The sequence below is a fragment of the Exiguobacterium sp. UBA1053 genome, from assembly GCF_002316465.1.
Taxonomy (GTDB): Bacteria; Bacillota; Bacilli; order Exiguobacteriales; family Exiguobacteriaceae; genus Exiguobacterium_A; species Exiguobacterium_A abrahamii.
Map to the genome: position 1 here is coordinate 206,517 of NZ_DCDO01000003.1, position 24,600 is coordinate 231,116.

The 24,600-nt window shown below is 49.1% G+C and carries 20 protein-coding genes; 1 reads left to right on the forward strand and 19 read right to left on the reverse strand.

What is annotated here, in order from left to right; translation table 11 throughout:
• Positions 1 to 41 precede the first annotated feature (41 nt).
• From B3G15_RS02075 to B3G15_RS02105, 7 genes are all read right to left on the reverse strand, one after another.
• Positions 42 to 1,187, reverse strand: a complete 1,146-nt coding sequence (locus tag B3G15_RS02075) for an FUSC family protein (RefSeq protein WP_023467731.1) — start codon at positions 1,185 to 1,187, stop codon at positions 42 to 44.
• 105 nt (positions 1,188 to 1,292) lie between these two features.
• Positions 1,293 to 3,227: a PTS fructose transporter subunit IIABC gene (locus B3G15_RS02080; protein WP_290715114.1), complete on the reverse strand. Its 1,935-nt coding sequence runs from the start codon at positions 3,225 to 3,227 to the stop codon at positions 1,293 to 1,295.
• An 18-nt stretch (positions 3,228 to 3,245) separates the two neighbouring features.
• On the reverse strand, positions 3,246 to 4,166 hold the full coding sequence (gene pfkB / locus B3G15_RS02085; protein WP_035408794.1) for a 1-phosphofructokinase: 921 nt from the start codon (positions 4,164 to 4,166) through the stop codon (positions 3,246 to 3,248).
• Positions 4,163 to 4,909, reverse strand: a complete 747-nt coding sequence (locus B3G15_RS02090) for a DeoR/GlpR family DNA-binding transcription regulator (protein WP_029341218.1) — start codon at positions 4,907 to 4,909, stop codon at positions 4,163 to 4,165. The genes pfkB and B3G15_RS02090 overlap by 4 nt, the downstream gene beginning before the upstream one ends.
• Before the next feature lie 287 nt (positions 4,910 to 5,196).
• Complete coding sequence (locus tag B3G15_RS02095; RefSeq protein WP_064300220.1) at positions 5,197 to 6,021, reverse strand: fumarylacetoacetate hydrolase family protein; 825 nt, start codon at positions 6,019 to 6,021, stop codon at positions 5,197 to 5,199.
• A 131-nt stretch (positions 6,022 to 6,152) separates the two neighbouring features.
• Positions 6,153 to 7,595, reverse strand: coding sequence for a SulP family inorganic anion transporter (locus tag B3G15_RS02100; RefSeq protein ID WP_023467725.1), 1,443 nt, complete (start codon positions 7,593 to 7,595; stop codon positions 6,153 to 6,155).
• A gap of 72 nt (positions 7,596 to 7,667) precedes the next feature.
• Positions 7,668 to 8,576 carry a TetR/AcrR family transcriptional regulator gene (locus B3G15_RS02105; protein WP_035398167.1) on the reverse strand — a complete coding sequence of 303 codons (909 nt, stop codon included), beginning with the start codon at positions 8,574 to 8,576 and terminating at the stop codon, positions 7,668 to 7,670.
• Between the two features lie 169 nt (positions 8,577 to 8,745).
• Here B3G15_RS02105 and B3G15_RS02110 point away from each other — a divergent pair, with 169 nt between their 5' ends.
• Positions 8,746 to 10,218, forward strand: a complete 1,473-nt coding sequence (locus B3G15_RS02110) for a DHA2 family efflux MFS transporter permease subunit (RefSeq protein ID WP_023467723.1) — start codon at positions 8,746 to 8,748, stop codon at positions 10,216 to 10,218.
• Here the strand turns inward: B3G15_RS02110 and B3G15_RS02115 are convergent.
• The 12 genes from B3G15_RS02115 to B3G15_RS02170 form a co-directional block, all read right to left on the reverse strand.
• A complete protein-coding gene (locus tag B3G15_RS02115) occupies positions 10,197 to 10,727 on the reverse strand; it encodes a 4Fe-4S single cluster domain-containing protein (RefSeq protein WP_064300221.1) in 531 nt (176 codons plus the stop codon). The two genes, B3G15_RS02110 and B3G15_RS02115, sit on opposite strands and share 22 nt — an antisense overlap.
• On the reverse strand, positions 10,699 to 12,528 hold the full coding sequence (locus tag B3G15_RS02120; RefSeq protein WP_290715128.1) for an anaerobic ribonucleoside triphosphate reductase: 1,830 nt from the start codon (positions 12,526 to 12,528) through the stop codon (positions 10,699 to 10,701). The genes B3G15_RS02115 and B3G15_RS02120 overlap by 29 nt, the downstream gene beginning before the upstream one ends.
• 240 nt (positions 12,529 to 12,768) lie before the next feature.
• Positions 12,769 to 14,808, reverse strand: a complete 2,040-nt coding sequence (locus tag B3G15_RS02125) for an ATP-binding protein (RefSeq protein WP_064300223.1) — start codon at positions 14,806 to 14,808, stop codon at positions 12,769 to 12,771.
• 101 nt (positions 14,809 to 14,909) lie between these two features.
• Positions 14,910 to 15,434, reverse strand: a complete 525-nt coding sequence (locus tag B3G15_RS02130; protein WP_064300224.1) for an AAA family ATPase — start codon at positions 15,432 to 15,434, stop codon at positions 14,910 to 14,912.
• Between the two features lie 101 nt (positions 15,435 to 15,535).
• The gene (locus B3G15_RS02135) at positions 15,536 to 16,219 is read right to left on the reverse strand and encodes an LrgB family protein (protein ID WP_023467718.1); all 684 of its coding nucleotides are present in this window, start codon (positions 16,217 to 16,219) and stop codon (positions 15,536 to 15,538) included.
• A complete protein-coding gene (locus tag B3G15_RS02140) occupies positions 16,212 to 16,601 on the reverse strand; it encodes a CidA/LrgA family protein (protein ID WP_050677344.1) in 390 nt (129 codons plus the stop codon). The genes B3G15_RS02135 and B3G15_RS02140 overlap by 8 nt, the downstream gene beginning before the upstream one ends.
• Before the next feature lie 428 nt (positions 16,602 to 17,029).
• A complete protein-coding gene (mutL, locus tag B3G15_RS02145; RefSeq protein WP_290715136.1) occupies positions 17,030 to 18,862 on the reverse strand; it encodes a DNA mismatch repair endonuclease MutL in 1,833 nt (610 codons plus the stop codon).
• A 10-nt stretch (positions 18,863 to 18,872) separates the two neighbouring features.
• Complete coding sequence (mutS, locus tag B3G15_RS02150; RefSeq protein WP_290715139.1) at positions 18,873 to 21,404, reverse strand: DNA mismatch repair protein MutS; 2,532 nt, start codon at positions 21,402 to 21,404, stop codon at positions 18,873 to 18,875.
• 62 nt (positions 21,405 to 21,466) lie between these two features.
• Entirely contained in the window at positions 21,467 to 21,904 is a 438-nt protein-coding gene (locus tag B3G15_RS02155) for a RicAFT regulatory complex protein RicA family protein (protein WP_023467714.1), read from the reverse strand.
• A 112-nt stretch (positions 21,905 to 22,016) separates the two neighbouring features.
• A complete protein-coding gene (locus B3G15_RS02160; RefSeq protein WP_290715142.1) occupies positions 22,017 to 22,844 on the reverse strand; it encodes a DNA-3-methyladenine glycosylase family protein in 828 nt (275 codons plus the stop codon).
• Positions 22,841 to 24,109, reverse strand: a complete 1,269-nt coding sequence (locus tag B3G15_RS02165) for a DUF445 domain-containing protein (protein WP_290715144.1) — start codon at positions 24,107 to 24,109, stop codon at positions 22,841 to 22,843. The genes B3G15_RS02160 and B3G15_RS02165 overlap by 4 nt, the downstream gene beginning before the upstream one ends.
• A gap of 105 nt (positions 24,110 to 24,214) precedes the next feature.
• The gene (locus B3G15_RS02170; protein ID WP_029341204.1) at positions 24,215 to 24,502 is read right to left on the reverse strand and encodes a hypothetical protein; all 288 of its coding nucleotides are present in this window, start codon (positions 24,500 to 24,502) and stop codon (positions 24,215 to 24,217) included.
• Positions 24,503 to 24,600 lie beyond the last annotated feature (98 nt).

The window sequence follows — 24,600 nt, forward strand, 5'->3', positions numbered from 1 at the left end:
TGCTTTTAGCAAGTAAAGTATCGTTAAGGAGGACTATACGCTTACTTTTTACTTTCGTCAATGGCTTTTTTACGTTTAAATCGATTAAATGTTTTATCGCGGACTGATTTTTGTTCGATCGTCAGTGATGTGATATGACGACGAAGCGCACCGTTGAGCCGTTTTTCGAATGCTTCAAGCTCTTGGATCCACTCATTCATCGAGACGACGATCGGTAAGATTTCCATGATGACTTCTTCCTCGAGTTCATCGCGGTCAAGGAAAGAGTGCTTGACGAAGGCGATGTTCTCTTTGACGAGATCCTCCATCGCGAGTGGTTCTTCCGTCAACAAGAGATCATATGTCAGCAAGACCTTCTCTTGTCGCTGTGCGATATGCATCAAGTGATAAAACAATTCACTCCGAAGATCGTCCGCAATCGAGTCAAGGGCCTTCTCTCGCTCTCTGAAGCGCTCTGCCGTCGCGACACCACGTTCGAGGCACGATTGCATATGTTTGAGAATCAAGAGGTTCCGTAAGAGCGAGGCGTGCTTTTGACGCGTTCCTCGAATCTCTTCCTTGTGTAGGTTGAACAGATTTTGTGTCTCAAGGAGCGAATTTGACATTTTATCAATCGCCGCCCGATATGGGGCGACCTTTCCTTCGAAGGCAATCGCTCGCGTGACGACGAGCAACTTCTCGAAGAGTTTCGTCGCTTTCTGGTAATAGACGTTGCCGTAACGCGGCGGGAAGATCAACGCATTGATGCCGAGCGCACAGCCGATCCCGAGCATGACGAGCAAGTAACGGATCAAGACGACTTGCCAAAGTGGTTCGGTCGCTGTCGCCACACTTTCGAGAATGACAATGATCATCAAGACGACGTGTGGAATCGTTCGCCCGAAACCAAAGGCTAGCAAAATCGAGATTGCTGCCATGATGACGATTCCGATCGCGAGCGGATTGGCTGGATTATCCCCTAAAATCCAAAGTGCGAGTAACGTCAAAAAGGCACCAATCAAGTTGGCCTCTGCTTCCTCGAGAAATTGTTTCCATGTCTGATAGACCGAAGGCAGGAGTGTCGTCGCTGCCGAGATTGCAGGCAGGATCGGGCTAAGGTTGAACAGATTACTGATCAACAGCGCCAAGATGACCGCAAGACCTGTCTTGATGGTCCGTGGTCCGATTTGTAAGGATTGTCCACCCATGTCCATCCCTCCTTCTTATTCAGTATGCCCTCTATTCTTCACCGTTAGCCGTCAAAATTCAACAAAAAATCCCCTCCGCTTGAAAACGGAGAGGATTTAGGTGAATTATGATGCTTTCGTACCTGTTCCTTCTGTCATTTCCGCTTTCGCGACCGATTGGTCAACAAGCGGTTTTTTGAGGAAGGATAGGATTGCCGCACCGACGAGTGAACCGATGAGGATCGCACCCGCGTAACCGACGATTGCCATGACCGTACCTGATGGACCATCAAGGAGCGGGAAGACGAAGATACCGCCGTGTGGTGCCGGGAGCAAGACGCCGAAGACGATCGTCAACGCACCAGCGATAGCTGAACCGATGACGCTTGACGGAATGACGCGGAGTGGATCGGCTGCAGCGAATGGAATCGCACCTTCTGTGACGAACGATGCCCCCATTGCGTAAGCAGCGATACCTGCTTCACGTTCTTGCGGTGTGAATTTCTTACGTGCGAACAATGTTGATGAAAGTGCAACGATGAGTGGTGGAACCATCCCACCTGCCATGACGGCTGCCATGACTTCCGTGTTACCTGCTGTAAGAGCAGCTGTACCGAAAACGTATGCTGTTTTGTTGATTGGACCACCCATGTCGATTGCCATCATACCTGCGACGAGCATACCGAGGAGGATTGCGTTCCCACCACTTAGTCCGTTCAACGAATCCGTGAGCCATGTCATGAACTTCGCGATCGGCTCATTGATGACGAGTAACATGATCATCCCTGTGATGAATGAACCAAACAGTGGATAGAGCAAGACTGGTTTGATTCCTTCAAGAGCTGCCGGGAGACCTTTGAAGACTTTAACGAGTAAGAGCACGACGTAACCAGCAAGGAAACCGGCAATCAATCCACCGAGGAAACCAGCGTTACCACTGCTTGCAAGGAACCCAGCGATCAGACCAGGAGCAAGACCTGGTTTATCAGCGATCGACATCGCGATGAATCCGGCGAGAATCGGAATCAAGAGACCAAACGCTGCTTTCCCGATCGTCATCAACTGAGCTGCAAACTCATTGTATGACGGATCTTTCGGGTCAGCGGAGTTGATTCCCCAGAAGAAGCTGATCGCAATCAAGAGACCACCAGCAACGACGAGTGGCAACATCGCGGATACCCCACTCATTAAGTGTTTGTAGAATCCACCACGCGCTGGTTTTGAGCTTTCGCTTGAACCGCTCGCTTTATAGACAGGTGCGTCTTGTTTGACGGCACGGTTGATCAATTCTTGTGGTTTACGAATCCCTTGCGCGACCGGTACTTCAACGACGTGTTTCCCATTGAAGCGATCCATCTCAACCGCTTTATCCGCAGCGACGATGATCGCTGTCGCATCGTTGATGTCTTGTTGTGTCAAACCGTTCTTGACGCCTGTCGATCCGTTCGTCTCGACTTTGATACGGACACCCATCTCTTCCGCTTTTTGACGAAGCGCATCAGCCGCCATATACGTGTGCGCGATTCCTGTTGGACAAGCTGTGACAGCGAGGATGTACGGTGCATTTTGGTCGACGTTGTCGCTTGAGACGTCAACTGGACCTTCTTCTTCGCGTTCCTTCGCTTCGATTGCTGCGATGACTTCGTCTTTCGTTTTAGCCGCAAGAATCGTATCGCGGAAGTTCATATCCATCAGATAAACGGATAGTTTCGAAAGTGTTTCAAGGTGCGCATTATCTGCGTTCTCACCTGCTGCGATCATGAAGAACAACCGACTTGGTTGACCGTCGAGTGCTTCGTAGTCAACGCCTGCCGAACGACCGAAAGCGATCGCTGGTGTTTTGACTGCTGCTGTTTTTGCGTGCGGGATGGCAATGCCTTCCCCTAAACCTGTCGTACTTTGCGCTTCCCGTGCGAGAATCGCTTCTTTATATGCCGAGCGATCGTTCAGTTTTCCTGCCCGATCGAGGACGTTGACGAGTTCGTCGATGACAGCGGCTTTAGATGACGCTTGTAAATCGAGCTGAATCGTATCGCGTGTCAAGAGATCAGTAATTTTCATGAGTAGTCACACTCCTTTTTAGGATTGAATGAGTTCAACGACGTTGACGTCTACGAGAAGACGATCGATATCTTCCTTCGTACAAAGACCAAAGGAATAAGCAGACGCGCTACCAGTCGTGACCGCATAGCGGAACGCTTCTTCTGGTGATTTACCGAGCGCGTGGCTGGCGACGAATCCAGCGACGAGTGAATCTCCGGCACCGACGGAATTGACGAGCTTCCCTGCCGGTGTGTTTGCCGTATAGGCACCTTGACGATTGACGAGCAGTGCTCCGTCTCCTGCAAATGAGATGACGACGTTCTCGGCACCACGCTCGACGAGCTGCTGGGCGTATGGAACGGCCATCTCCTTCGACGTAATCTCGACGTCGAAGATTTCACCGAGTTCATGGTGATTCGGCTTGATTAAAAATGGACCGAGCGGTAAGACTTCAAGCATCGCTTCCTTCGTCGTATCGACAGCGAAGCGAACGTTCCGTTCATTCAGGATCGTCGCGATATGACGATAGAGATCATGCGGCAGACTGCTTGGGATACTACCTGCGAAGACGACGATGTCACCGGCTTGCATCGTCTTGAATCGGGATAATAAATGCTCCAGCTCTTCCGGTTGAATCTTCGGTCCCGCTGCATTCAGCTCAGATTCTTGATCGGCGCGAATCTTTACGTTGATCCGCGTCTCATCTTGAATCGGTGTGAAGTCCGTCAACACGCCTCGTTTCTCAAGTTCCGTCCGGATGAATTGTCCGGTACTTCCTCCAAGGAATCCGAGTGCTTGTGTTTCTACCTCATAGTTTTTTAGGACGAGAGAGACGTTGATTCCTTTCCCTCCGGCCACTTTTTCCGCCTGTTCGACACGATTGACTTGTCCTGCCTCAAATACCGGTAACGTGACATAATAGTCGATGGATGGATTGAGTGTCAGTGTATAAATCATTTCGCGTTCACCACCTCTGTGTATTGACTGTATTTCGCTTCTTGCTCGCTGGATGTCGTCGTGATGATCGTCGCCGCTTGCAAGGACGCTACCCGACTGAAGCTGATTGCATCCAATTTCGTCTCATCGACGAGTACATACGATTGTTTTGCTAACTCGATCGCTGTCTTCTTTACGAGTGCCTCTTCCGGATCTGGTGTCGTGAAGCCTTGTGTCGGATGAACACCGTTCATCCCAAGGAACGCGACATCAAAATGGTAAATCAACATTCCTTCACGTGCGTTGTAACCGACGAGTGCTTGCGTTGAATGCTTCAGTTGACCTCCGACGACGAACGTCGGGATACGGTGATAGAGTAACGTGTTCGCTAGAGGAAGACTGTTCGTCACGACCGTAATCGCCTTCTCTTCGAGATACGGAACGATGGCAAGCGTCGTCGTTCCGGCATCGAGGTAGACATACATGCCGTCTTCGATCAGGTCAGCGGCCGCTCGTGCGATCCGTTCCTTTTCTTCGACATGTTTGTCACTCTTTTCGAAGTAACTCGGTTCCTCAATTTGCAAATGGTTCGCTGTCGCGCCCCCGTGCACCCGACGCAGATGACCTGCTGTCTCAAGCTGTGATAAATCCCGACGAATCGTAGACTCACTGGCACCGGTTTGCTCGACGATTTTTTGCATCTTGACGACTTCTTCTCGAGCTAGTAATTCGAGAATGAGTTGATGGCGTTTTTTCGTTAACATAAGGTTTCCCTCCACATCTATAATATAAAGCGTTTACATTCAAAAATCAATCAAAAACGTTCAAAAATTATATAATTTCTCTATAAAACGTTCAAAATACGACTTTTTTCGACATTAAACCGTCCTTATAGTTTCATTATACATCAAAAACGGTCATATGATGACTGTTTTATCGAATAAAATCAATCATTTTTCAAATTATCTATGTATTTCGCAAAATAAAACACCGCTTTCCAAAGTAATGTGGAAAGCGGTGAATGAAATTCAATCATTTCGGTCATCTTCGTTCACTGGACTTCATTTTGCAGGCGACCGATTCCTTCAATCGATACCTCGACGACATCCCCTGTCTGAAGGTAGACCGGTGGTTTCATGCCGTGACCCACACCAGCTGGAGTTCCTGTCGCAATGATGTCCCCTGCTTCAAGCGTCATTCCGCGCGACACTTCAACTAAAATCGTCACGACATCACGCAACATCAAGGCCGTTGATCCCGACTGTCGGAGTTGCCCGTTCACGCGCGTCTCGACGAGGACGTCACTTGGATCAAAGCTGTCCGCTGAGACGATGACCGGTCCGAACGGACAGAACCCATCAAGCGATTTACCACGGAAGAACTGGACGTGTTCTTTTTGTAAATCCCGCGCTGTCACGTCATTGACGATACTATAGCCGAACACGTGATCAAGTGCATTCTCAGGTGTCAGATCACGCCCCGTCGTGCCGATGATGATGGCGAGTTCACCTTCATAATCCAGTTGCTGTGTCAAATCCGCATGCCGTTCGATCGGTTCGAACGGTCCGACGATCGACGTCGGTGCTTTCGTGAACAAGACGAATTTCCCCGCTCCCGCCGTATCCATCTCTTTGATGTGATCGGCATAGTTTTTGCCGACACAGATGACGTTTCGTGCTGGAACATACGGTGCCAGTTTTCGAACATCTCCATTAAGTAGTGGCGCGATATCTAAATCAAGGTCAACATCGAACTCACGTGAAATCACTTCAAACAATGAATCCGTATAGACTTGTGCCGTCACATCATATGTAGCCCCATCCTGCTCAACTCCGATGCCTACTTTTCCTTCTTGCTCAAATCGAAACCATTTCATCTTAACTGCCCCCTTTTGTTTTTAGTATAGCGAAACCAATCAATGGGCGCACTTCTCATCGTCAATCAGAAGAAAACAAAAAAGCAGTCGACACGATGCCGACCGCTTCCTCATATTTTCTTCCTGTTCTCTTATGCAATCCGTTGAGCTAGTCGATCGACAAGAGCCTGCGACTCTTCATTCAATCCAACGAGTTCAACTTTTTTTCCAAGTCGTTCGTATTTCAAGACGACGTTCTCGATCGCTTCGATGGCAGAATCATCAAACAAGTGACACGCCGAGAAATCGAGCGTGATGACGGACGATGGATCAGTTTCGAGCTGGAACTGTTCTGCAAATGCTGTCGTCGATGCAAAGAACAACGGTCCACGAATCGTATAACGGACTCGATCTGTTTGCTCCTTTCGCTCGACTTGAATACGAGAAATTTTTGACGCAAATAATAACGCAGCAAGCAAGATTCCGACAAGAACGCCCATTGATAAATCGTTCGTCAATACGGTGACGAGAACGGTTGCGAGCATGACAGCAGAATCACTCTTCGGTGACGTCTTGAGCATCTTGAATGATCCCCAGTCAAACGTCGCATACGAGACGAAGAACATGACGCCGACGAGTGCTCCCATTGGAATCGTCATCAATAGATCGTTCATCGTAAACATCAACAGCATCAGGAACACACCCGCTGTCAACGTCGACAATCGACCACGCCCACCGGACGTGACATTGATGACCGATTGACCGATCATCGCACAGCCCGGCATGCCACCGAACATACCAGCGATGATGTTCGCAATTCCTTGTCCGCGTGATTCCATTGCTTTGTTTGACGTCGTATCCGTCATCTCATCGACGATTCGTGCTGTCAGCAACGATTCGATCAAACCGACGAATGCAAGTGACAAAGCATACGGGAAGATGATTTGGAGCGTCTCAAGTGAGAACGGGACGTCCGGCAAGAAGAAGCTTGGTAACGCCGCTTCGATTTGTCCCATGTCTCCAATGACTCGTGTATCGAGTGAGAAGACGACCGTCAACACCGTCATGATCGTGATCGCAACGAGTGGTGCCGGAATCGCTTTCGTCACGCGTGGGAATAACAAGATGATGGCGAGTGATGCGGCGACCATTGCGTACATGATCCAGTTCTGACCTTCAAACTGCGGCAGTTGTGCCGAGAAAATCAAAATCGCTAAAGCATTGACGAATCCGACCATGACGGATCGAGGAATGAATCGTAATAACTTAGCAATCCCTAAAAATCCGAACGCGATTTGTAGAATTCCGGCAAGGATACCGGCAGCTAGTAAATAGTCGACACCATGGTCTTTGACGAGCTGGACGACGACGAGTGCCATCGCACCGGTCGCAGCTGAAATCATTCCGGGACGACCGCCGGCAATCGAGATGACGATCGCAATGATGACGGAAGCGTATAACCCGACCATCGGATTAACGCCAGCGATCAGCGAAAACGCGATTGCTTCCGGAACGAGTGCCAAGGCAACGACGATTCCGGATAGCAAATCCGCTTTTGGTTGCAGGAACCACTCTTTTTTCCATTGAGTAAACATATGATGATTGAGACCCCTTTTCTAACATGAATGGTCTCAGTGTAATCCGATTAGTTTCAAAAAGCAACCTTTTTAGGAAGTTTTGGTCCGCACACGGGCAATCTCATCGACCATCGCCTTATAGGTCGCCATGATTTCCTGACCCGCAAAGACCGGATCTTCGTCCATCGTCTCGAGTGCACGGCGTAGAAGATGAATTTTCGGTTTCTTCCGTTCGAGTAGTTCTTCATAGATGAAATCAAGAACCTCTTCATGGGCTTCCTTCGATTCATCGGAAATCGATGACAAGGTAATCAAGCGCTTCATATGCGCACTCGTCTTCTCGAACAAATCCTTCCGAATGACGACTTCATCTTGTGGACGATCGAGCCAAACGGATAGGAAGCGCGGGGGAATCAACTGTTCTTCTGTCCGACTGACGTCTTCGACGAGATGCGTCAATCGATTGAATACATAACGGACGACCCGTTCCGGTTGTGTGTTCGGTTCGGATTGACGGAAGAAGTACATCGCATATTGCAACATCCCCGTGTAAATGACCGCTAAATCTAGAAGATACGGTTCCTTCGTCTGACCGAATAAATCACGTAATCGTTCAAACGTCCATTCGATTTCAAGAAGACGGTTATTCTCCATGAACGTCTTCAGTTCTTTTTCATTCGAAGCAATCGCCTCTTCGAACAACGTATACAATTTATATTTTTGCATCAGTTCCAAGTAACAGTTACCTTGTTGGATGAACGTCTCATAATCCGAAACATCTCGTCCGACGAGAATTTCTTTGCGCGCCGTCCGCATCTTTTCAAAGACGGTATTAAATACATCGATGAATAATTCATTTTTAGAGGAGAAATAGTTATAGAACGTTCCCTTGGAAACGTTACTGTGCTCAAGAATGTCCTGGATGGACGTCGATTGATAACCTTTTTCGACGAATAGCTGATAGGCAGCATCTAGTAGTTGTTTCTTTTTTGGATTCATGGTCTTGTCCTTTTCTGTTCAAATGATTGCAATGGTTTAACAACCACTTATTTTAGTGTATGAAGCAAATAATTTGAATTCATTCGACTTAGCCTGGTAAGATAGCCAAGTTAGTTATAGAATTCAAGTCTAACATTTTAGACTCATAGTACAAAAGGAGCATAACGAAATGCAATCAAGCAAGCAATCATCACGACTTTATTTAATTTTAACTGTCCTTATGGCAGGTGCGTTCGTTGCGGTCCTGAACTCAACGTTACTTAATATCGCCTTACCGTCGATCATGGGATCCTTCGGTATTCAGGCAAGCACTGCCCAATGGTTGACGACGGGCTATATGCTCGTCAACGGAATCATGATTCCGACGTCGGCCTTCCTTGTCCAGAAGTTTTCGACACGTCAACTGTTTTTGACGGCGATGACGCTGTTCTCACTCGGTACGATCATCGCTGGACAAGCACACGTCTTCCCGCTTCTACTCGGTGCGCGGATGATGCAGGCATCTGGTTCTGCGATCATGATGCCACTGCTAATGAACGTTCTTTTGACCGGTTTCCCGATCGAGAAACGCGGACAAGCAATGGGCATCTTCGGACTTGTCATCACGTTCGCCCCAGCCATCGGACCCACATTGTCTGGCTGGATTCTTGAACACTATGAATGGCGGATGTTGTTCCATCTCGTCACACCGATCGCATTACTCGTGCTCTTCACGGGTGCCTTCTTGTTGAAGAAAGAGACGGTTCGTAGCACTCTCAAACTCGATTTATTTTCACTCGTTCTCTCAAGCTTTGGTTTCGGTGGATTGCTGTATGGATTTAGTTCCGCTGGTTCAGCCGGATGGGGGTCTTGGACGGTCATCGGATCATTGATCATCGGTGTGATCAGTCTGACTTCCTTCATTATACGTCAATTCATGCTCGAAGAACCGATGCTTGAGTTCGGGATTTTCCGTTATCCGATGTTCGCCTTATCGCAAGGAATTTCGATGGTCTTGAACATGTCGATGTTCTCCGCCATGATCTTGATGCCGATCTATATCCAGACGATTCGCGGTATCTCACCGTTTCACTCTGGTCTCTTGATGTTACCGGGTGCGATCGTCATGGCAATCATGTCACCGATCACAGGTCGTCTGTTCGACCGATTCGGTGCCCGGATCCTTGCGATCATCGGCTTATCACTGACGGTCTTAACGACCTTCTCGTTCAGTCAGCTCGCTGCGGATACGTCATACGCGTTCCTCGTCATCATGTATACGCTACGTTTCCTTGGAATCTCGATGGTCATGATGCCCGTCATGACGAACGGATTGAACCATATTCCGCAACACTTGACGCCACACGGTACGGCATTGAACAATACATTGTCACAAGTATCGGGTGCGATCGGTTCAGGTCTGCTCGTGACGATCATGACGTCGCGGACGAAGCATCACGTCCCGGAATTCGCTTCACAACCAGAAGCTGCTAATCCGGAATGGTTACAGATGCAAGCGATGATCGAAGGGATCAATGATACGTTCTTCATCGCGACGTTACTTGCACTCGCGGCATTGATCTTATCGTTCTTCATCAAAAAACGACGGACGACGACACTCGCAGTCGTCGAATCCGTCGATCAAGAACAAAAATATGCATGATCTGATTCTCCCCTGTCTGATGAGACGGGGGAGTTTTTGTTTTTGTGTAACACTCTTTTTTGCAGTTGCTGTCGATCATAAATTCGTTGATTTGTACTGCCCCGAAAACGTGTCGTTCGGTCGAGTTTCGACAGGATGAACGGACCATCGATGAGTCCGTCTAGTCGCAGTATTAGTGGATGCCACCGTCGACGCTGTAAGATTTCCTCTAGTACATAGCCAGTATATAAAATGACGTCATAATCTGGTCCAAGTTGTTCGAGAAGTTGCACAAGTGCTGCCGCTTGAAGCATCGGCTCGCCGCCGGATAATGTTAAACGACGATTTCCGATCGCCTGAATCCGTTCCACTGTTTCTTTAATCGTCCAATCCACTCCACCTGCCGGATCCCAGGAGGACGGATTATGACAGCCGACACAGTGGTGTGGACAACCGGCAAGAAACAGGACCGTTCGCAAACCGGGTCCATCAACGACAGAATCAGGATGAAGGGAGAGAACGCGTAACATCGTGCTTCACCCGATTCTGCTCTTCAGCCCGTTTTGCCTCATTCCAACGGTCCAGTGTACCGACGAGATATCCTGTGATGCGTCGAATCCGTTCGATTGATCTACTTCCGCAAACCGGACACTGATCCTCGATTGTCTGCTCCGTTCGACAATCAAGACAACGATCGACGGGATGATTGATTGACCCATAGCCGATTCCAGCTTCCGCCATCAAACGAACGATGTCTTCAATCGCTTGTGGATTTCCGGCAAGTGCGCCATCTGTCTCGACATAGGTGATATGTCCACCATTACATAATGCATGAAACGGTGCTTCGAGTTGAATCTTTTCACGGATCGTCACGGGCGCATCGACAGGGATATGAAAGGAATTCGTGTAATACGGCTGATCGGTCACTCCTTTGATTTCACCGAAGTCACTGGCATCACGACGTGTGAACTTACCTGATAACCCTTCAGCTGGAGTTGCCAGTAAACTGAAGTTCAATCCCGTCATCTCGCCATAGTTGTCGATGACCGTTCGCATCGCTTGAATCAAGGCAATACCAATCTGGTGTGCCAGTTCGGAATACCCATGATGATTGCCCGTCAAAACGGTCAAACATTCCGCGAGACCGATGAAGCCGACCGCTAACGTCCCGTGCTTGAGGACCGGACCCACCTGATCCGTACTTTTTAGCGTCTCACCGTCTTTCCAGACATGTTGATATAAAAATGGAAACGCGTCAGCCGTTCGACTTGCCTGGAACTCATAACGCGCGATGAGTTGCCGGCATGCAAGTCTTGTCGTCTCTTGGACGGCTTCGAACATTTGATCGACGGTTTGACTCTGAAGTGCCAAACGGACGAGATTGATGCTCGTAAACGATAAGTTGCCTCGACCTGTGACGGACGGGATGTCTCCACGATCTTCAAACACACGGGTCCGGCATCCCATGTACGCGACTTCGGCTCCCCCCGGTTGCTCCTGACGGTTGAATGGTGCATCAAGAAACGCAAAGTTCGGAAACAATCGTTTTCCTGTCACGCGGGTGGCAAGTTGAAACAAATCGTAGTTCGGGTCTGTCGGTGACAGGTTGATGCCTTGTTTGACTTTAAAGATTTGAATTGGAAAGATCGGCGTCTCCCCTCTTCCTAACCCACGTTCCGTCGCTGTCAGCAAGGCGCGCTGGAAGAGCCGCCCTGCCTGCGTCGTATTCGTTCCATAATTGACGGATAAAAACGGCACTTGTCCCCCACCGCGTGAATGCATCGAATTCGTATTATGGATGAACGCTTCGCACGCCTGAAACGTCTTTTCATACGTCTCCTGCCATGCGCGCCGCTCCCGCTTGCGTCGCTTCCAATGCGGCACAAGGGCGTTTAGTTTGGTCCATTCGCGTTGGTAGGTCTTTTCGACGAATGGTGCTATATCATCGTCAAAGGTCGCAAAGGCTTGTCCGCCATGCTGCATGTTTTGATTCGCCTGGACGATGATTGCTGCAAGGGCGAGGGCGGAACGGATGTCTTGCGCTGGTCGGATTGAACCGTGTGTCGTCTGAAATCCGTTCGAGAGTAGCTGACCGAGCGGAATCTGAGCACACGTCGTCGTACCGGTCACGTAATAATCGGCGTCGTGGATATACAAGATGTTGTCGTCAAGCGCCTCCAAGACATCTGCTTCGAGATGTCGTCGCATCATCTGCCGCGCTGCTTCCCCAGCAATCCGCTGTAATTTCGCAAGCGGTGTTTTGCCATCAATGTTTGCATTCTCTTGTTCGATATCTTGCGGTGGTGTGAGTAACGCTTCTAAGCTCTCCATGATACTTCTTCCTCTCACGCTTTTTTGTAATCACTATAGCGAGAGTACAGAAACGTTCGCAATCCCTGCACAATTTACGATTTTTTCAACTGTTTCAGCCGTTCTGTCATCAATCTGTTCGATTTATCGTTCAAATGTCTGCATCTTACTCGTTTTAGCCAAACGCATGAATTTGGACGAATCTCACACGTGAAACGACAAAAAAGAAGAGGCGCATGATATCGCCTCTTCTTCGTCTCTTCATTCTGCTTCGAGTAACGCGTCTGTCGCACTCGGCAATTTGACCCGGAAGACCGTTCCTTCTCCAAGGATCGATTCGACTTCGATATTGCCATCATGTGCGCGAACGATTTCCTTACAGATCGATAATCCAAGACCTGTCCCGCCAATCTTTCGGCTGTCTGAGTTGTCGACCCGATAAAACTTACTGAATAGATGCGGCATCGAATGACTCGGAATCCCGATCCCGAAATCACGAACGCTGAGTTCGATCTGATTGTGCTGGTGGGTCATCGTCACGACGACATCCCCGCCGTCCGGTGAGTACTTCACCGCGTTATTCAAGAGATTACCGAGTAACTGTTTCATGCTATTCGCATCTGCCTCGACCATGAAGTCCTGTTCATCATTCAAATCAAGCTGCAGACTGTGTTGCTCCGTCGCTGCTTGATAAAACTGAATTTGTTCCTTGACGATTTCTTTCAGGTCAAAGATTTGTTTGTCATACTCTTGCTTTCCTGACTCCATCCGCTGGACGTTCAAGAAGTCACTGACGAGATCGGTCAGACGTTTTGATTCATCGTGAATCGTCTGCAAGTATCGCTTGTTCCGCTCAGGATCCAAATCCCGTTTCAACATGAGCTCCGTAAAGCCATAAATTGAAGAGAGCGGTGTTCGAAGTTCATGCGATACCGTTGAGACGAGTTCCGACTTCACACGGTCCACTTCTGTCTCAGCCGTGACGTCACGGAAGACGAGAATCGTTCCTTTTGAATGTCCCCCGTGCGCAATGGCTTCGGCATAGACTTGAATGAAGTATTCACCTTGGTCGATCGACAAGGAGAACATGCCCTCCGGAATCTCACCCGATAAGACTTCTTCAAAGTATGCTTCAAACGCTTCCTTTTGGTCCATCTGCTCGAACATCGTTTCCGGTCGGACTTCGAGGAAGGTCATCGAATCGTTGTCTTCTTCGACTTGTAACGACTGGAAGATATCGAATAACGCCTGATTTCCTAAGATCGTCTTCTCTTCGTGTTTGATGTAGAGAATCGCTTCCCGAACGGAATTCAACAGTTGTGCCGTCTCTTTTCGTTCGTATTCCATCTGTTCGTAAAGTGACATTCGCATCAATGAGATCGCGATTTGTTTCGAGAACGATTCCAGTTCCGCTAGATCCTGCTGGTTGAATGGTGCGTCAAACCGTGCTAGATAGAGACAGGCAATCAATTCTTCTTTTGCTGGATCCATGATCGGAATGACACCTTCATAGACGTGATACGGATACTTGATGAGATCGTCGTTCGCGACCTTTTTTGAGGAATGTGCGGTTTCCTTTGAAATCATGACTCGCTTTAGTAGTAACGACTCCGTCTTCAGACTCTCTTGTTGTTCTTCTGTCATTTCTTTTGGAACGACTTGAGCGATTTCATTATTCTTGATCAATAACAGAGCACCGAATTCCGTCTTCGTCAACCGGACGATCGTACTGATGACGGATGAATAATCGAATAAACTCTCCTTTGAAGCAAGCGTCTCGATCAGTTCATTCCGATCCTGCAAATGGAGTTCATTCGTCCGCGTCAATTCAAGAGCACGCTCAAGCTCGTTCTGTTTTTGCTTCAATACTTCCTGATTGTGTTCCATTTCTTGATTCTTAGCTGACAATTCCGCATGTTGTGATGAGATCGACCGTGCCATCTGGTAAAATGATGCCGTTAATTGACCGACTTCATTATGGCTGTCGACATCATGCTCGAGCGAAATCGACTTGCCTTCTGCAAGGCGACGACTCTTGACGTTTAATTCGCGGAGTTGTGACGTCACCCGATGAATCAATGGGCGAACGATGAACAATAGACAAAATAAAAATATCATCAAGTTCAAGAACCAGAACCATTGTGTCTTTTGTAACTGGTCGAGTACTTGTTCCTTCGTCCGACCGTCTGCATTATCCACGTATAAATAACTGGCAACCGATGTGATGACACTTAGTGCAAAGACACTATAAAAAATCGCCATCAACTGTCTGCCCAATTTCTCAGTCATCCAGTGTTTCATATTCATAAATCCTCCTAGCAATAAGTTGCCCTTCGTTCAAGATTGTTTCCTCCTCATCTATTATCATCTAATGATTCCCGGAAACATCTTTCTTGAATCCTTTATGGTCGGGCAGGCGAGAGTCCAATCCCGGTCACGAGGGCAATCGCATCGACGATTTGTCCTTTCGTCAGATCATCCGTCTCGATCTGTTGACTGAACAATGGATCGGTCAGTTGACGTAAGCGTTGTTCTGCCTGTTGACCACCCCATGAATTCGGATGCTCGAAGCGGCTAATCAACCGACGTTTGACAGTCGTCTCCTTCGCCATCAAGGCAATATGACGGACGTCATGACCGTTCGCTCGTAACGTCCCGATGATTTCCTGAAAGTACGCTGGATTCGTCAATGTCATCGGTACGATGATCCGCGCCTTTTCCGTATCGAGCTGCTCGAGGAGCTGTCGATTGAACGCACGCCACAACGGCTCATCCTGAAAATCATCCTTGTTTTCCGGCAGTTGCGCTCGTAAAAAATAGCCTGTCTCCTCTGGATCAAAGATGTGTGATCCGCTCCAGCGTTGTTGTAGCCCTTTTGCTGCCGTCGTCTTCCCGACGCCAAACGTACCGTTAATCCAAATGATCATCTGATTCTCCTCCACCCTGTTTTCTGTTGTACTATACTGCAAAAGTGGTCGACAAGTTTCAATCGGTTACAAAAAAACACTCCGTTTAAAAAACAGAGTGTTTACCCATATAACCATGTGATTAAAAACGGTGCGATGACACTGGCACAGACGGCCGTCAAGACCATCGTCAGCAGACCGACCGCCCCTTCCCGTTGGTCAAGACTCATCGATTTCGTCGCGCCCATGACGTGGGCAATCGAGGCTAGTCCAACCCCACGGCTGACGAAGTGACGAATCTTCAAGCCCGTCATTAATTTTGGTCCGACGATTGATCCTGTCAATCCTGTCAATAAAACGAAGGCAGCCGTCAGCGTTGTCGTCCCGCCAGCTTTTTGTGAAATCGCTAAGGCAACGGGTAAAGTGACCGATTTGGGTAACAAGGCAAGATTCGTCGTCCGCTCAAGATGGAGTAGCAGACCGAGTAACAGATCTGAACTCATTGCAATACATGTTCCAAGCAAAACACCAAGCCCGATTTCCGGTAGAAAACGGCGAACGTGATGCCGGACCCGGTAGAGCGGAATCGCAAATGCCGTGATCGCTGGACCGAGCATCTTCGACAAGTATTGTCCACCCTGCATGTATTCTGCATGTGAGACGCCGCTATAGACGAGAATTACGATCAGGACAGCCGTCACCGTCAGGATCGGTAACGTCCAGACACGAGGATGACGTTGATAAAGGAACATTGCGCCACTGAATAAAAGAATGGTCAGGATGATCCAAAAAAGTGTCTCACTCATGTGGGGTCACTGCCTCTTTTCGGTGTGCCAAGCGATCGACGATATACGCTGATCCGACTAACGTCAGCAGGCTGCTGACGACGACGATCAACACGACTTGAAGACCAGATGTTCGAAGGAATGCCGTATAATCCATGATTCCGGACAGTGCTGGAACGAAGAATAACGGCATGACGAACAGCAGAAAGGTTCCGCCCCGTTCAACAGCGACGAGAGGAAGCAGTCGACTTTTTAACGTCACGTACAGAAGAATCAAGCCGATGATGTTACCGGGTAATGGTAACTGGAAAGTTTCGCTCACCCAGTCCCCACTGAGTGAAAAACAAAAAATAAGTGCGATTTGAGCAATGATTTGAATGATACGCATAACGCGTGAAAGCATGATAAAGGTCCCCTTGTTAACAGTTTCGGGTCTTATTATCCGCCTCTTTCCTTCAACAATCAATGAAATCTAGTTAATCAACTGAAGTAACCGTTCTCATGAAAATCCATACCTTTTTTGTATTAGGACAAACAAAAACCAGTCAGTCGTGTATCAGTACAATAAATGATTCGAGACGAACAAAAAGGGGCTGACTCCAAAAAAGAATGACGCGTCTTTTCACGCTCTTTCCTCAGGCGAGACACAAGCCAGTTTTCTTGCTTCATTCAAGCAGAAAATCGGGTCTTGTTTGTCTCTGATAGCGCATAAATGCGCCTGTTCCTGTAGGAGTTGCGTGTGACACGTCATTCTTTACAGAAACTGACTTTTGAGTCAGCTCCCTTTTTAATCTGAGACGACACCTGAATGGGATCGTCTCCTCTTCATGATTACATGACCCGTTTAAATAACTTCTCAAGTTCATACGTCGTCCATTCGATGATGACCGGACGTCCGTGTGGACACGTGAACGGCATCTCCGTCTTCGCTAGATCGTCAATCAACCGGCGCATCATCTCATCGTTCAACGGATGATTCGCCTTGATTGATTTTTTACATGCCATCATGATGGCGGCATCTTCCCGGTACGTCTCAAGATCGATTTTTCGCTTCATCAAGGCTTCATCGAGTAATTCCTGAATCGTCTCTTCCTGCCGATGGGATGGGAACCAGGTCGGAACTTCTCGAACGATAAAACTTTGTGGACCGAATGGTTCGAACTCGATGCCGACGTCTTTTAGCAACGGAAGGACCTCATCCATCCGTTTCATATCATCCGACGAGATTTCAAACGTATACGGCAAGAGCAATTGCTGTCGTTGTTCCGGTGGTCGACCGAACATGACCTTATACGTCTCGTATTTGATTCGCTCCTGTGCTGCATGTTGATCAATCATATACATCCCGTCTTCCCCGGCACAGACGATATAGGATGAATGGAGTTGACCGATGACGTCGAGATGCGGAAAGCGCGGACGCGCGGGTGGTTCCTCAATCGGTTCGACAAACTCCTGTTTGACCGGTTCGATGGGCTCGAACAGATCATCCTCGTTGCTAAACGGTAATGATTTCACTTCAGGTGGTCGATCGTCCTCTTGCGGCTTTTTCGGAATCGGATAATTCCAAACTGCTCGCGATGACGTTTCTTCGACTGGTTCCGCGACGTAAGAAAAATCGAGTTTTTCCTGGCTACTCGGATCCTTTTTTGGTTTCGATGGCGTCACTTTCGGAATCAGCGTCTCCCGGCTGAGCGTCATCTTGATTGTCTCCTGGATCAACTGGCAGAGCTCCATCTCTTTTGAAAGACGGACTTCTCGTTTCGCCGGATGGACGTTGACATCGATCAGGAGTGGATCCATCGTCACCTCGATGACTGCAATCGGATACCGCCCAATCGGTAAGAGCGTATGGTAACCGTTCAAGACCGCTTGCGTCAGGGCGAAGTTTTTGACCGAACGTCCATTCAAAATCAACGTGATGTAATTCTTTGAGGCACGGGTCACTTCCGGTTTGACGAGATGACACGTCAATTGATAATCGGCATTCGCACCTTTTGCGACCAACGTCCCTTGGATCGTTTGATGACCGTAGACGCTCGCCAGCGCTTGCCGGACGTCTCCTAATCCGTTCGTCTGAATTAACGTCTTCCCTTCATGGGTAGCCCGAAGCTTGACGTCCGGATGGGCGAACGCCATCCGGTTCAACACGTCCGTGATCGCCGCAAGCTCCGTATGCGTCGTCTTCAAATACTTCAATCGAGCCGGTGTGTTGAAGAAGAGATGCTCGACCGTCAATTCCGTTCCCCGGTTCATTGCTGCTGGCGTCCGTTCGACGACCGTCCCGTACTCCAGCGTCACTTGAATCCCTTCCGCGTCCTCACGTTTCGTCTTCAACGTCACTTTACTGACGGACGCGATCGAGGCAAGTGCCTCTCCGCGAAAACCAAGTGTCTTGATTCGGAACAAGTCATGCTCGTCCTTAATCTTACTCGTCGCGTGACGGACGAAAGCCAGTTCAGCGTCATCCGGGTAAAACCCGTGTCCGTTGTCGCGGATCGTCATCCGTTTCATTCCGGCTTCTTCGAGTTCGACATCGATTTGGGTCGCACCGGCATCAAGTGCGTTCTCAACCAGTTCCTTGACGACCGACGCTGGTCGTTCGACGACTTCTCCCGCAGCGATCCGGTTCGCTAAACTATCGGATAATTCACGAATGATTCCCACTGCATTCTCCTCACTTTCTCGCTTCGGCTTGTAGGCGGTACAGCGTATTCAATGCTTCGAGTGGCGTCATGTTGATTAAATCAAGACTCGCCATCGTCTCACGCAGCGGATCCGCTTCTGAGAACAGACTGAGTTGATCAACCGGCTCCTCCTGAACAGGAGCTTTGACAGGTGCTGCGACCGGAACAGGCTCAGACTGCTCGAACTCGGACAAGAGGACTTGCGCCCGTTCGATCAGACTATCTGGTAAATCAGCTAACCGTGCGACATGGATTCCGTACGATTGGTCGGCTTTTCCGTCGCGTACTTCATGTAAGAAGACGACACGCCCATCTTGTTCAACGGCACGGACATGAACGTTCGCTAATCGATCAATCGATTCTTCGAGCACCGTCAGTTCATGATAATGGGTCGAAAATAGCGTCTTCGCCCCGACGTGCCGGGCGATGTGTTCAACGATTGCTTGTGCGAGTGCCATCCCGTCGTACGTCGAGGTCCCGCGACCAATTTCATCAAGCAGGATCAACGACCGGTCCGTTGCACGCGTCAAGGCTTCTTGTGTCTCGACCATCTCGACCATGAATGTCGACTGTCCACTGACGAGGTCGTCTGCTGCCCCGATCCGGGTGAAGATTTGATCGAAGATCGGCAGTTCCGCTTGAGCAGCTGGTACGAACGAGCCAATTTGATGCAATAAAGCAATCAAGGCGAACTGTCGCATATAGGTCGATTTACCGGACATGTTCGGTCCAGTGATCAACAGCATCTCGCGTCCTTCGTTTAAGGTAATCCCGTTCGCGACGTATTCACCGCGCGGTAAGACTGTCTCGATGACCGGGTGACGTCCTTGCTGAATATCAACCGTTCGTCCGGTCGTCGTGATTGGTCGGACATAGTCATGCGTCTCAGCAATCTCAGCCAGTGCGACGAGGACGTCGAGTTCCGCGATCCGGCGACTGACCCGTTGCAAGCTTTCGATATGTCCTTTGACTTCGTCACGCACTCCACAGAAGAGATCGTACTCGAGCGTGACACTCTTCTCTTCCGCACCAAGGATCAGCGCTTCTTTTTCTTTTAATTCCGGTGTGATATAACGCTCAGCATTGGCGAGTGTCTGCTTCCGTTCATACCGTCCTTCTGGCAACAGCTTGGCATTCGCACGCGAGACCTCGATGTAATAGCCGAAGACACGGTTGTAACCGATCTTCAACGTCTTGATGCCGGTTGCTGCTCGTTCATTTGCTTCGAGTGTCGCAAGCCACGTCTTGCCGTCTTTTGAAGCGACAAGTAACTCGTCGAGGTCTGGGGAATAACCGGACTTGATCATCCCGCCCTCTTTCGTTGAGATCGGTGGGGCTTCAACGAACGCACGATCGAGTAGATCGCTCAATTCGTCGTGTGGATCGAGTCCGAGACTGAGCTGACCGAGACGTTCGCTCATCATCTCTTCAAGTGCTGATTGGATACGGGGAATCAAACGCAACGTTGACTTCAATTGAACGAGATCACGCGCTGACGCTGTTCCATACCCGACTTTTGCGACGAGTCGCTCAAGATCATAGACTTCGCGTAACGTATCTTTTAATTGCTGACGCTCGAAATAGTGTTGCAACAGTTCCTCGACAGCGTCGAGCCGCTCGGTGATGACACGTTCCGATAACAACGGTTTTTCCAGCCAGCGTTTCAGCATCCGTCCACCCATCGCTGTACCTGTCACATCAAGCAGACCAAGCAACGAACCCTTTTTGTCTCCTGTCCGTGCCGAGCGGACGAGCTCAAGATTCTTGACCGTATTCGGTTCGAGTTGCATGAAATCGCTCGCTTCGTAGACAATGGCTGGTTGCAGATGTGTCAACGCTCGTTTTTGTGTATCGTGCATGTAGGCATAGAGGACAGCAAAGGCTTCCGCTTGGGCTGTATCAATCGCGCGATCTCCATGTGGATGTGTCTCGCGTCGTGAACTACGCGTTAGCGGGATCCGTAAGGACGCAAGTGCCGTCTCATGTTCCTCTGTCGTGACGATGATTTCCCGTGGCAAGATAATGCTTAATTCTTTGATTACACCATCGAGTGTTGCAACGCTTGTCAAGGCACTCTCACCTGTTGAGACATCACCGCGGGCAATCCCAAAACGACCGTCCTGTTCGACGACCGCTACTAGGTACCGATTCTCTTTTTCCGTCAACGCAGACATCAACGTTCCCGGTGTGATGACTTGGATGACTTCGCGTTTGACGAGTCCTTTCGTCAACTTTGGATCCTCGACTTGATCACAAAGCGCCACTTTATAACCACGCTCGATCAACTGTTCGATGTAGCCGTTCGCTGCGTGATGAGGCACGCCACACATCGGAATCGGATGCTCCGCGTTTTTACCGTTTTTCGCCGTCAACGTCAACTCCAGTTCATGGGCGACTTTCTTGGCATCCTCAAAAAATAATTCATAAAAATCTCCGAGCCGATAAAACAAGAAAGCGTCCGGATAATCTGCCTTAATCGAGAAGTATTGTTTCATCATCGGTGTGTTGTGTACTGCTTCCATTCTTCCACCTCATTCGTCGAAAAAGCCGACGGATGTCCGTCGGCTTTTCGTTCATTTCGTGATTAGTAGCCGCAACCGCCGCTTTTGTTTTCTGCTTCCATGCCGCTACCTGTCTTACCTGCAAGAACGTCTCCGTCCGTTGCTTCGATGATTTGATCCGTAATCCCGTTCGAGATCGTCACCGTGATGTATTGGAGAAGTCCGTTGACTTCTTCTTGCGTTTCTTGGAACTGTTGGACGACAGGCATCTCATCAAGCTCAGCGAACAATTTATCGAGCTTCGCTTCGACACGTGCGAGTGCTTCTGTTTTGCCGTAATGTTGGCAGTTGACTGCCTCTTTTTGAAGGAACTTGATTTGTTTCATCATCTTTTGGACTTTTTCATTCCCATTGATGTTGGCTTCTGCCGCTTTGAATCGTTCTACTTCCGGTGTCTCTGAAATCATTTTGGCGATTTCATTGGCTTTTTCGATGATTTGTTCATCTGTATACATCCACATTCGTCCCCTCTATCGTTAGCGAACACGTCGCTTCCCTTAGCATTTCTGAACGATTCCTCGTTCTATCGCATTCATTATACCGTTCTCGCGATAGAGTGACAAGAATAGTTCCTTATTCAATCGAACGCCATAATAGATAGGCAGCGTGACTGCGAACAGGAGCGAATTCCTCTGCCAGTCGCGTCGCTTCTTCTACTGTCGGTCGATATCCAAGTAATCGTTCAAAAGCCCGTAATATCCCAATGTCCGATGCCGGGAAAAGATCCGGACGACCGTACCCGAACATCAGGACGTTTTGGACCGTCCATGGTCCGACACCTTTCAGTGCAATCAATGTCTCAGCGATTTCTGCGTCGTCGGCTGACGTCAATGCATCATAATCAATCGTTGCTGTCGCTACACCAAGCAGATAATCGACTTTACGTCCTGATAGTTGCAGAGCGAGCAAGTCCTCGCGACGCGCTGCCGCTAGTTGGCGCGGTGTCGGCGGAAGAATGATTCCGTCCTTGACCGTTCCGAATGTTCGAAAGACACGTTCCGTCAACGTATGGGCAAATGACAGATTGATTTGTTGATGAATGATCGAGCGAATCAAGGCCGTGAACGGTGAATGATCAAGCACGAGTCGTTCGTCACCGAACTGTTCGACGATCGCGTGTAACGACGTCGCCTTGAGACGCTGCGCAGGATTCGGCTCATTGAGTCGAAAGCGTCGATTGATTTGCGTCAGCACCGCTGTTTGCGGTCCTGAACCGTCAATCCGTAACGTGTAACCATCGATGGCTTCCATCGTCGTGATGTATGCCTGATCGTTGATGAAGACCGGAACGACGAGTCGCCCATCCTGTTCGATTTGTAACGGGTCTCCCGTCAAACGAGACACGACTCCTTTAAAATCAAATGCTTCCGACAACGTCACATCATATGTCCACCGGCTCATCCGACGAACACCTTGATCGCACCGAGAATCAAACCGATGATGAATCCACACAATGCCCCGTTGACCCGAATCCATTGCAAGTCACTGCCGACCTTATCCTCGATCATATGAATCAGTGTCTCCGTATCGAACCGGTTTAAGTTCTCGCGGACGAGTCCACCGATTTTTTGGTGATTTTGTTCAACGAAACGAACGAGTTGCTCCTTCATCCATTGATCACTGCTATCCTTGAACGTCGGATGCTGTTCCCAGTCGTCTAAAGCGCGCGAAAGCATCGGCATCGCCCGTTCCGTCCAGAAGGCATCTGACGTCAAGTAGCGTTCGAGTTCGATCAGACCAGCATCATACGCGCGTTCAATGACCGGAACGAAGTCAAACCGGTCGACCTCGCTTGCCTTCCAGGCATCGATTTTCGCTAGACGCTCTTCATCAATCGACAACTGTGCCAGATTTCGACGCAGATGATCAAGAATCGCTAAACGATTCGGGTGATGGACGTGTCGCATATCTTGAATGACCGTCAGCAAGACACCTTGAATGACAAGACTGAGTTTTTCTTCTGAATAGACTTTTTGGACGGTTCGCGCCGTCACCCGCAAGAACGTATTCTTTTCTTGATCGATCATCGCCGTATAGGCAAGGCGCCCAATCTGATCGCGGATGACGGGGTCTTCGAGCAGACGTTGCCCATAATCGAGTAACTGATCCATCAGCCACTCGTCGAGGCGACGTTCCTCGTTTAACTCCATCGCCCGTATCGCTAGCCGTTTTGACGGATACGCTTTGATCGTCTCCGTCACCCGTGTATTCGCAAACTCAAGAATCGCCTCTTTCGGTAGTTTCCGTATTAGACCAATCAACAGTTCGGTGACGGTCGCTCGAAAAGCAGGCAGAACGAGAATCGAACGTAAGATTTTGATGACACGATCTGCGAGCGTCATGTGCTGGAGTTTCGCGACGATACTCTCTTTATTGAGCAAGTCCGTCTCGAGCATATGAACGATTGATTCGATGACCCGTTCCCGATTTTTCGGCAACAGGTTCGTATGGGGAATCTTTAAGCCAAGCGGATGGCGAAACAACGCCGTGATCGCGAACCAGTCGGCAATCCCACCGACGAGTCCGGCTTCAAAACCACTCTGGAGCCAAAAGACCCACGCATTTTCTTTAAATGGCAATGAGACGACGAATCCGACCGCCATGAAAATCAACGAGACGGTCGCAAGCCGCCGTGTCGATGTTTTAGGTTGTTCAAGTGATGACACATCGTTTCCTCCTTCAACTGAGTCACTTATCTACCTTACGAACGGGACAAGGATTAGGTTTCGACACGAAAGAGCCCCAGTCATCGACTGGGACTCCCTATGTACTTAAAACGTGTATTCACCAAAACGGTCGCCATCCCATGTCGCGGTTGCCGTTGAGACAAAATAGACCAGTCCGTTGCCGAATGTATTTTCCATTAATGAAACGAGTTGTTGACCATTCGTCTGCTCGACGAACGCTAATCGGACTTCTTCTTTCCCTTGATAAATCCGTTCGTAGACACTTAAACCGCGTGCATTGAGAAACGTACGCGCCGACTCGAATTGAATCGGACCGACTTCAGGTCGTCGTTCCTGAATGAACGACTGACATTTTTGTTCGAATGTCTCCATGGTTCTTCACTCCTTCTCTCTTTCTGTTCATGGATATCATGTTCCCGACTCTTCCTCATCATAATCCTCAAATGTGAAAAAAGCGACAGATGCGTCGC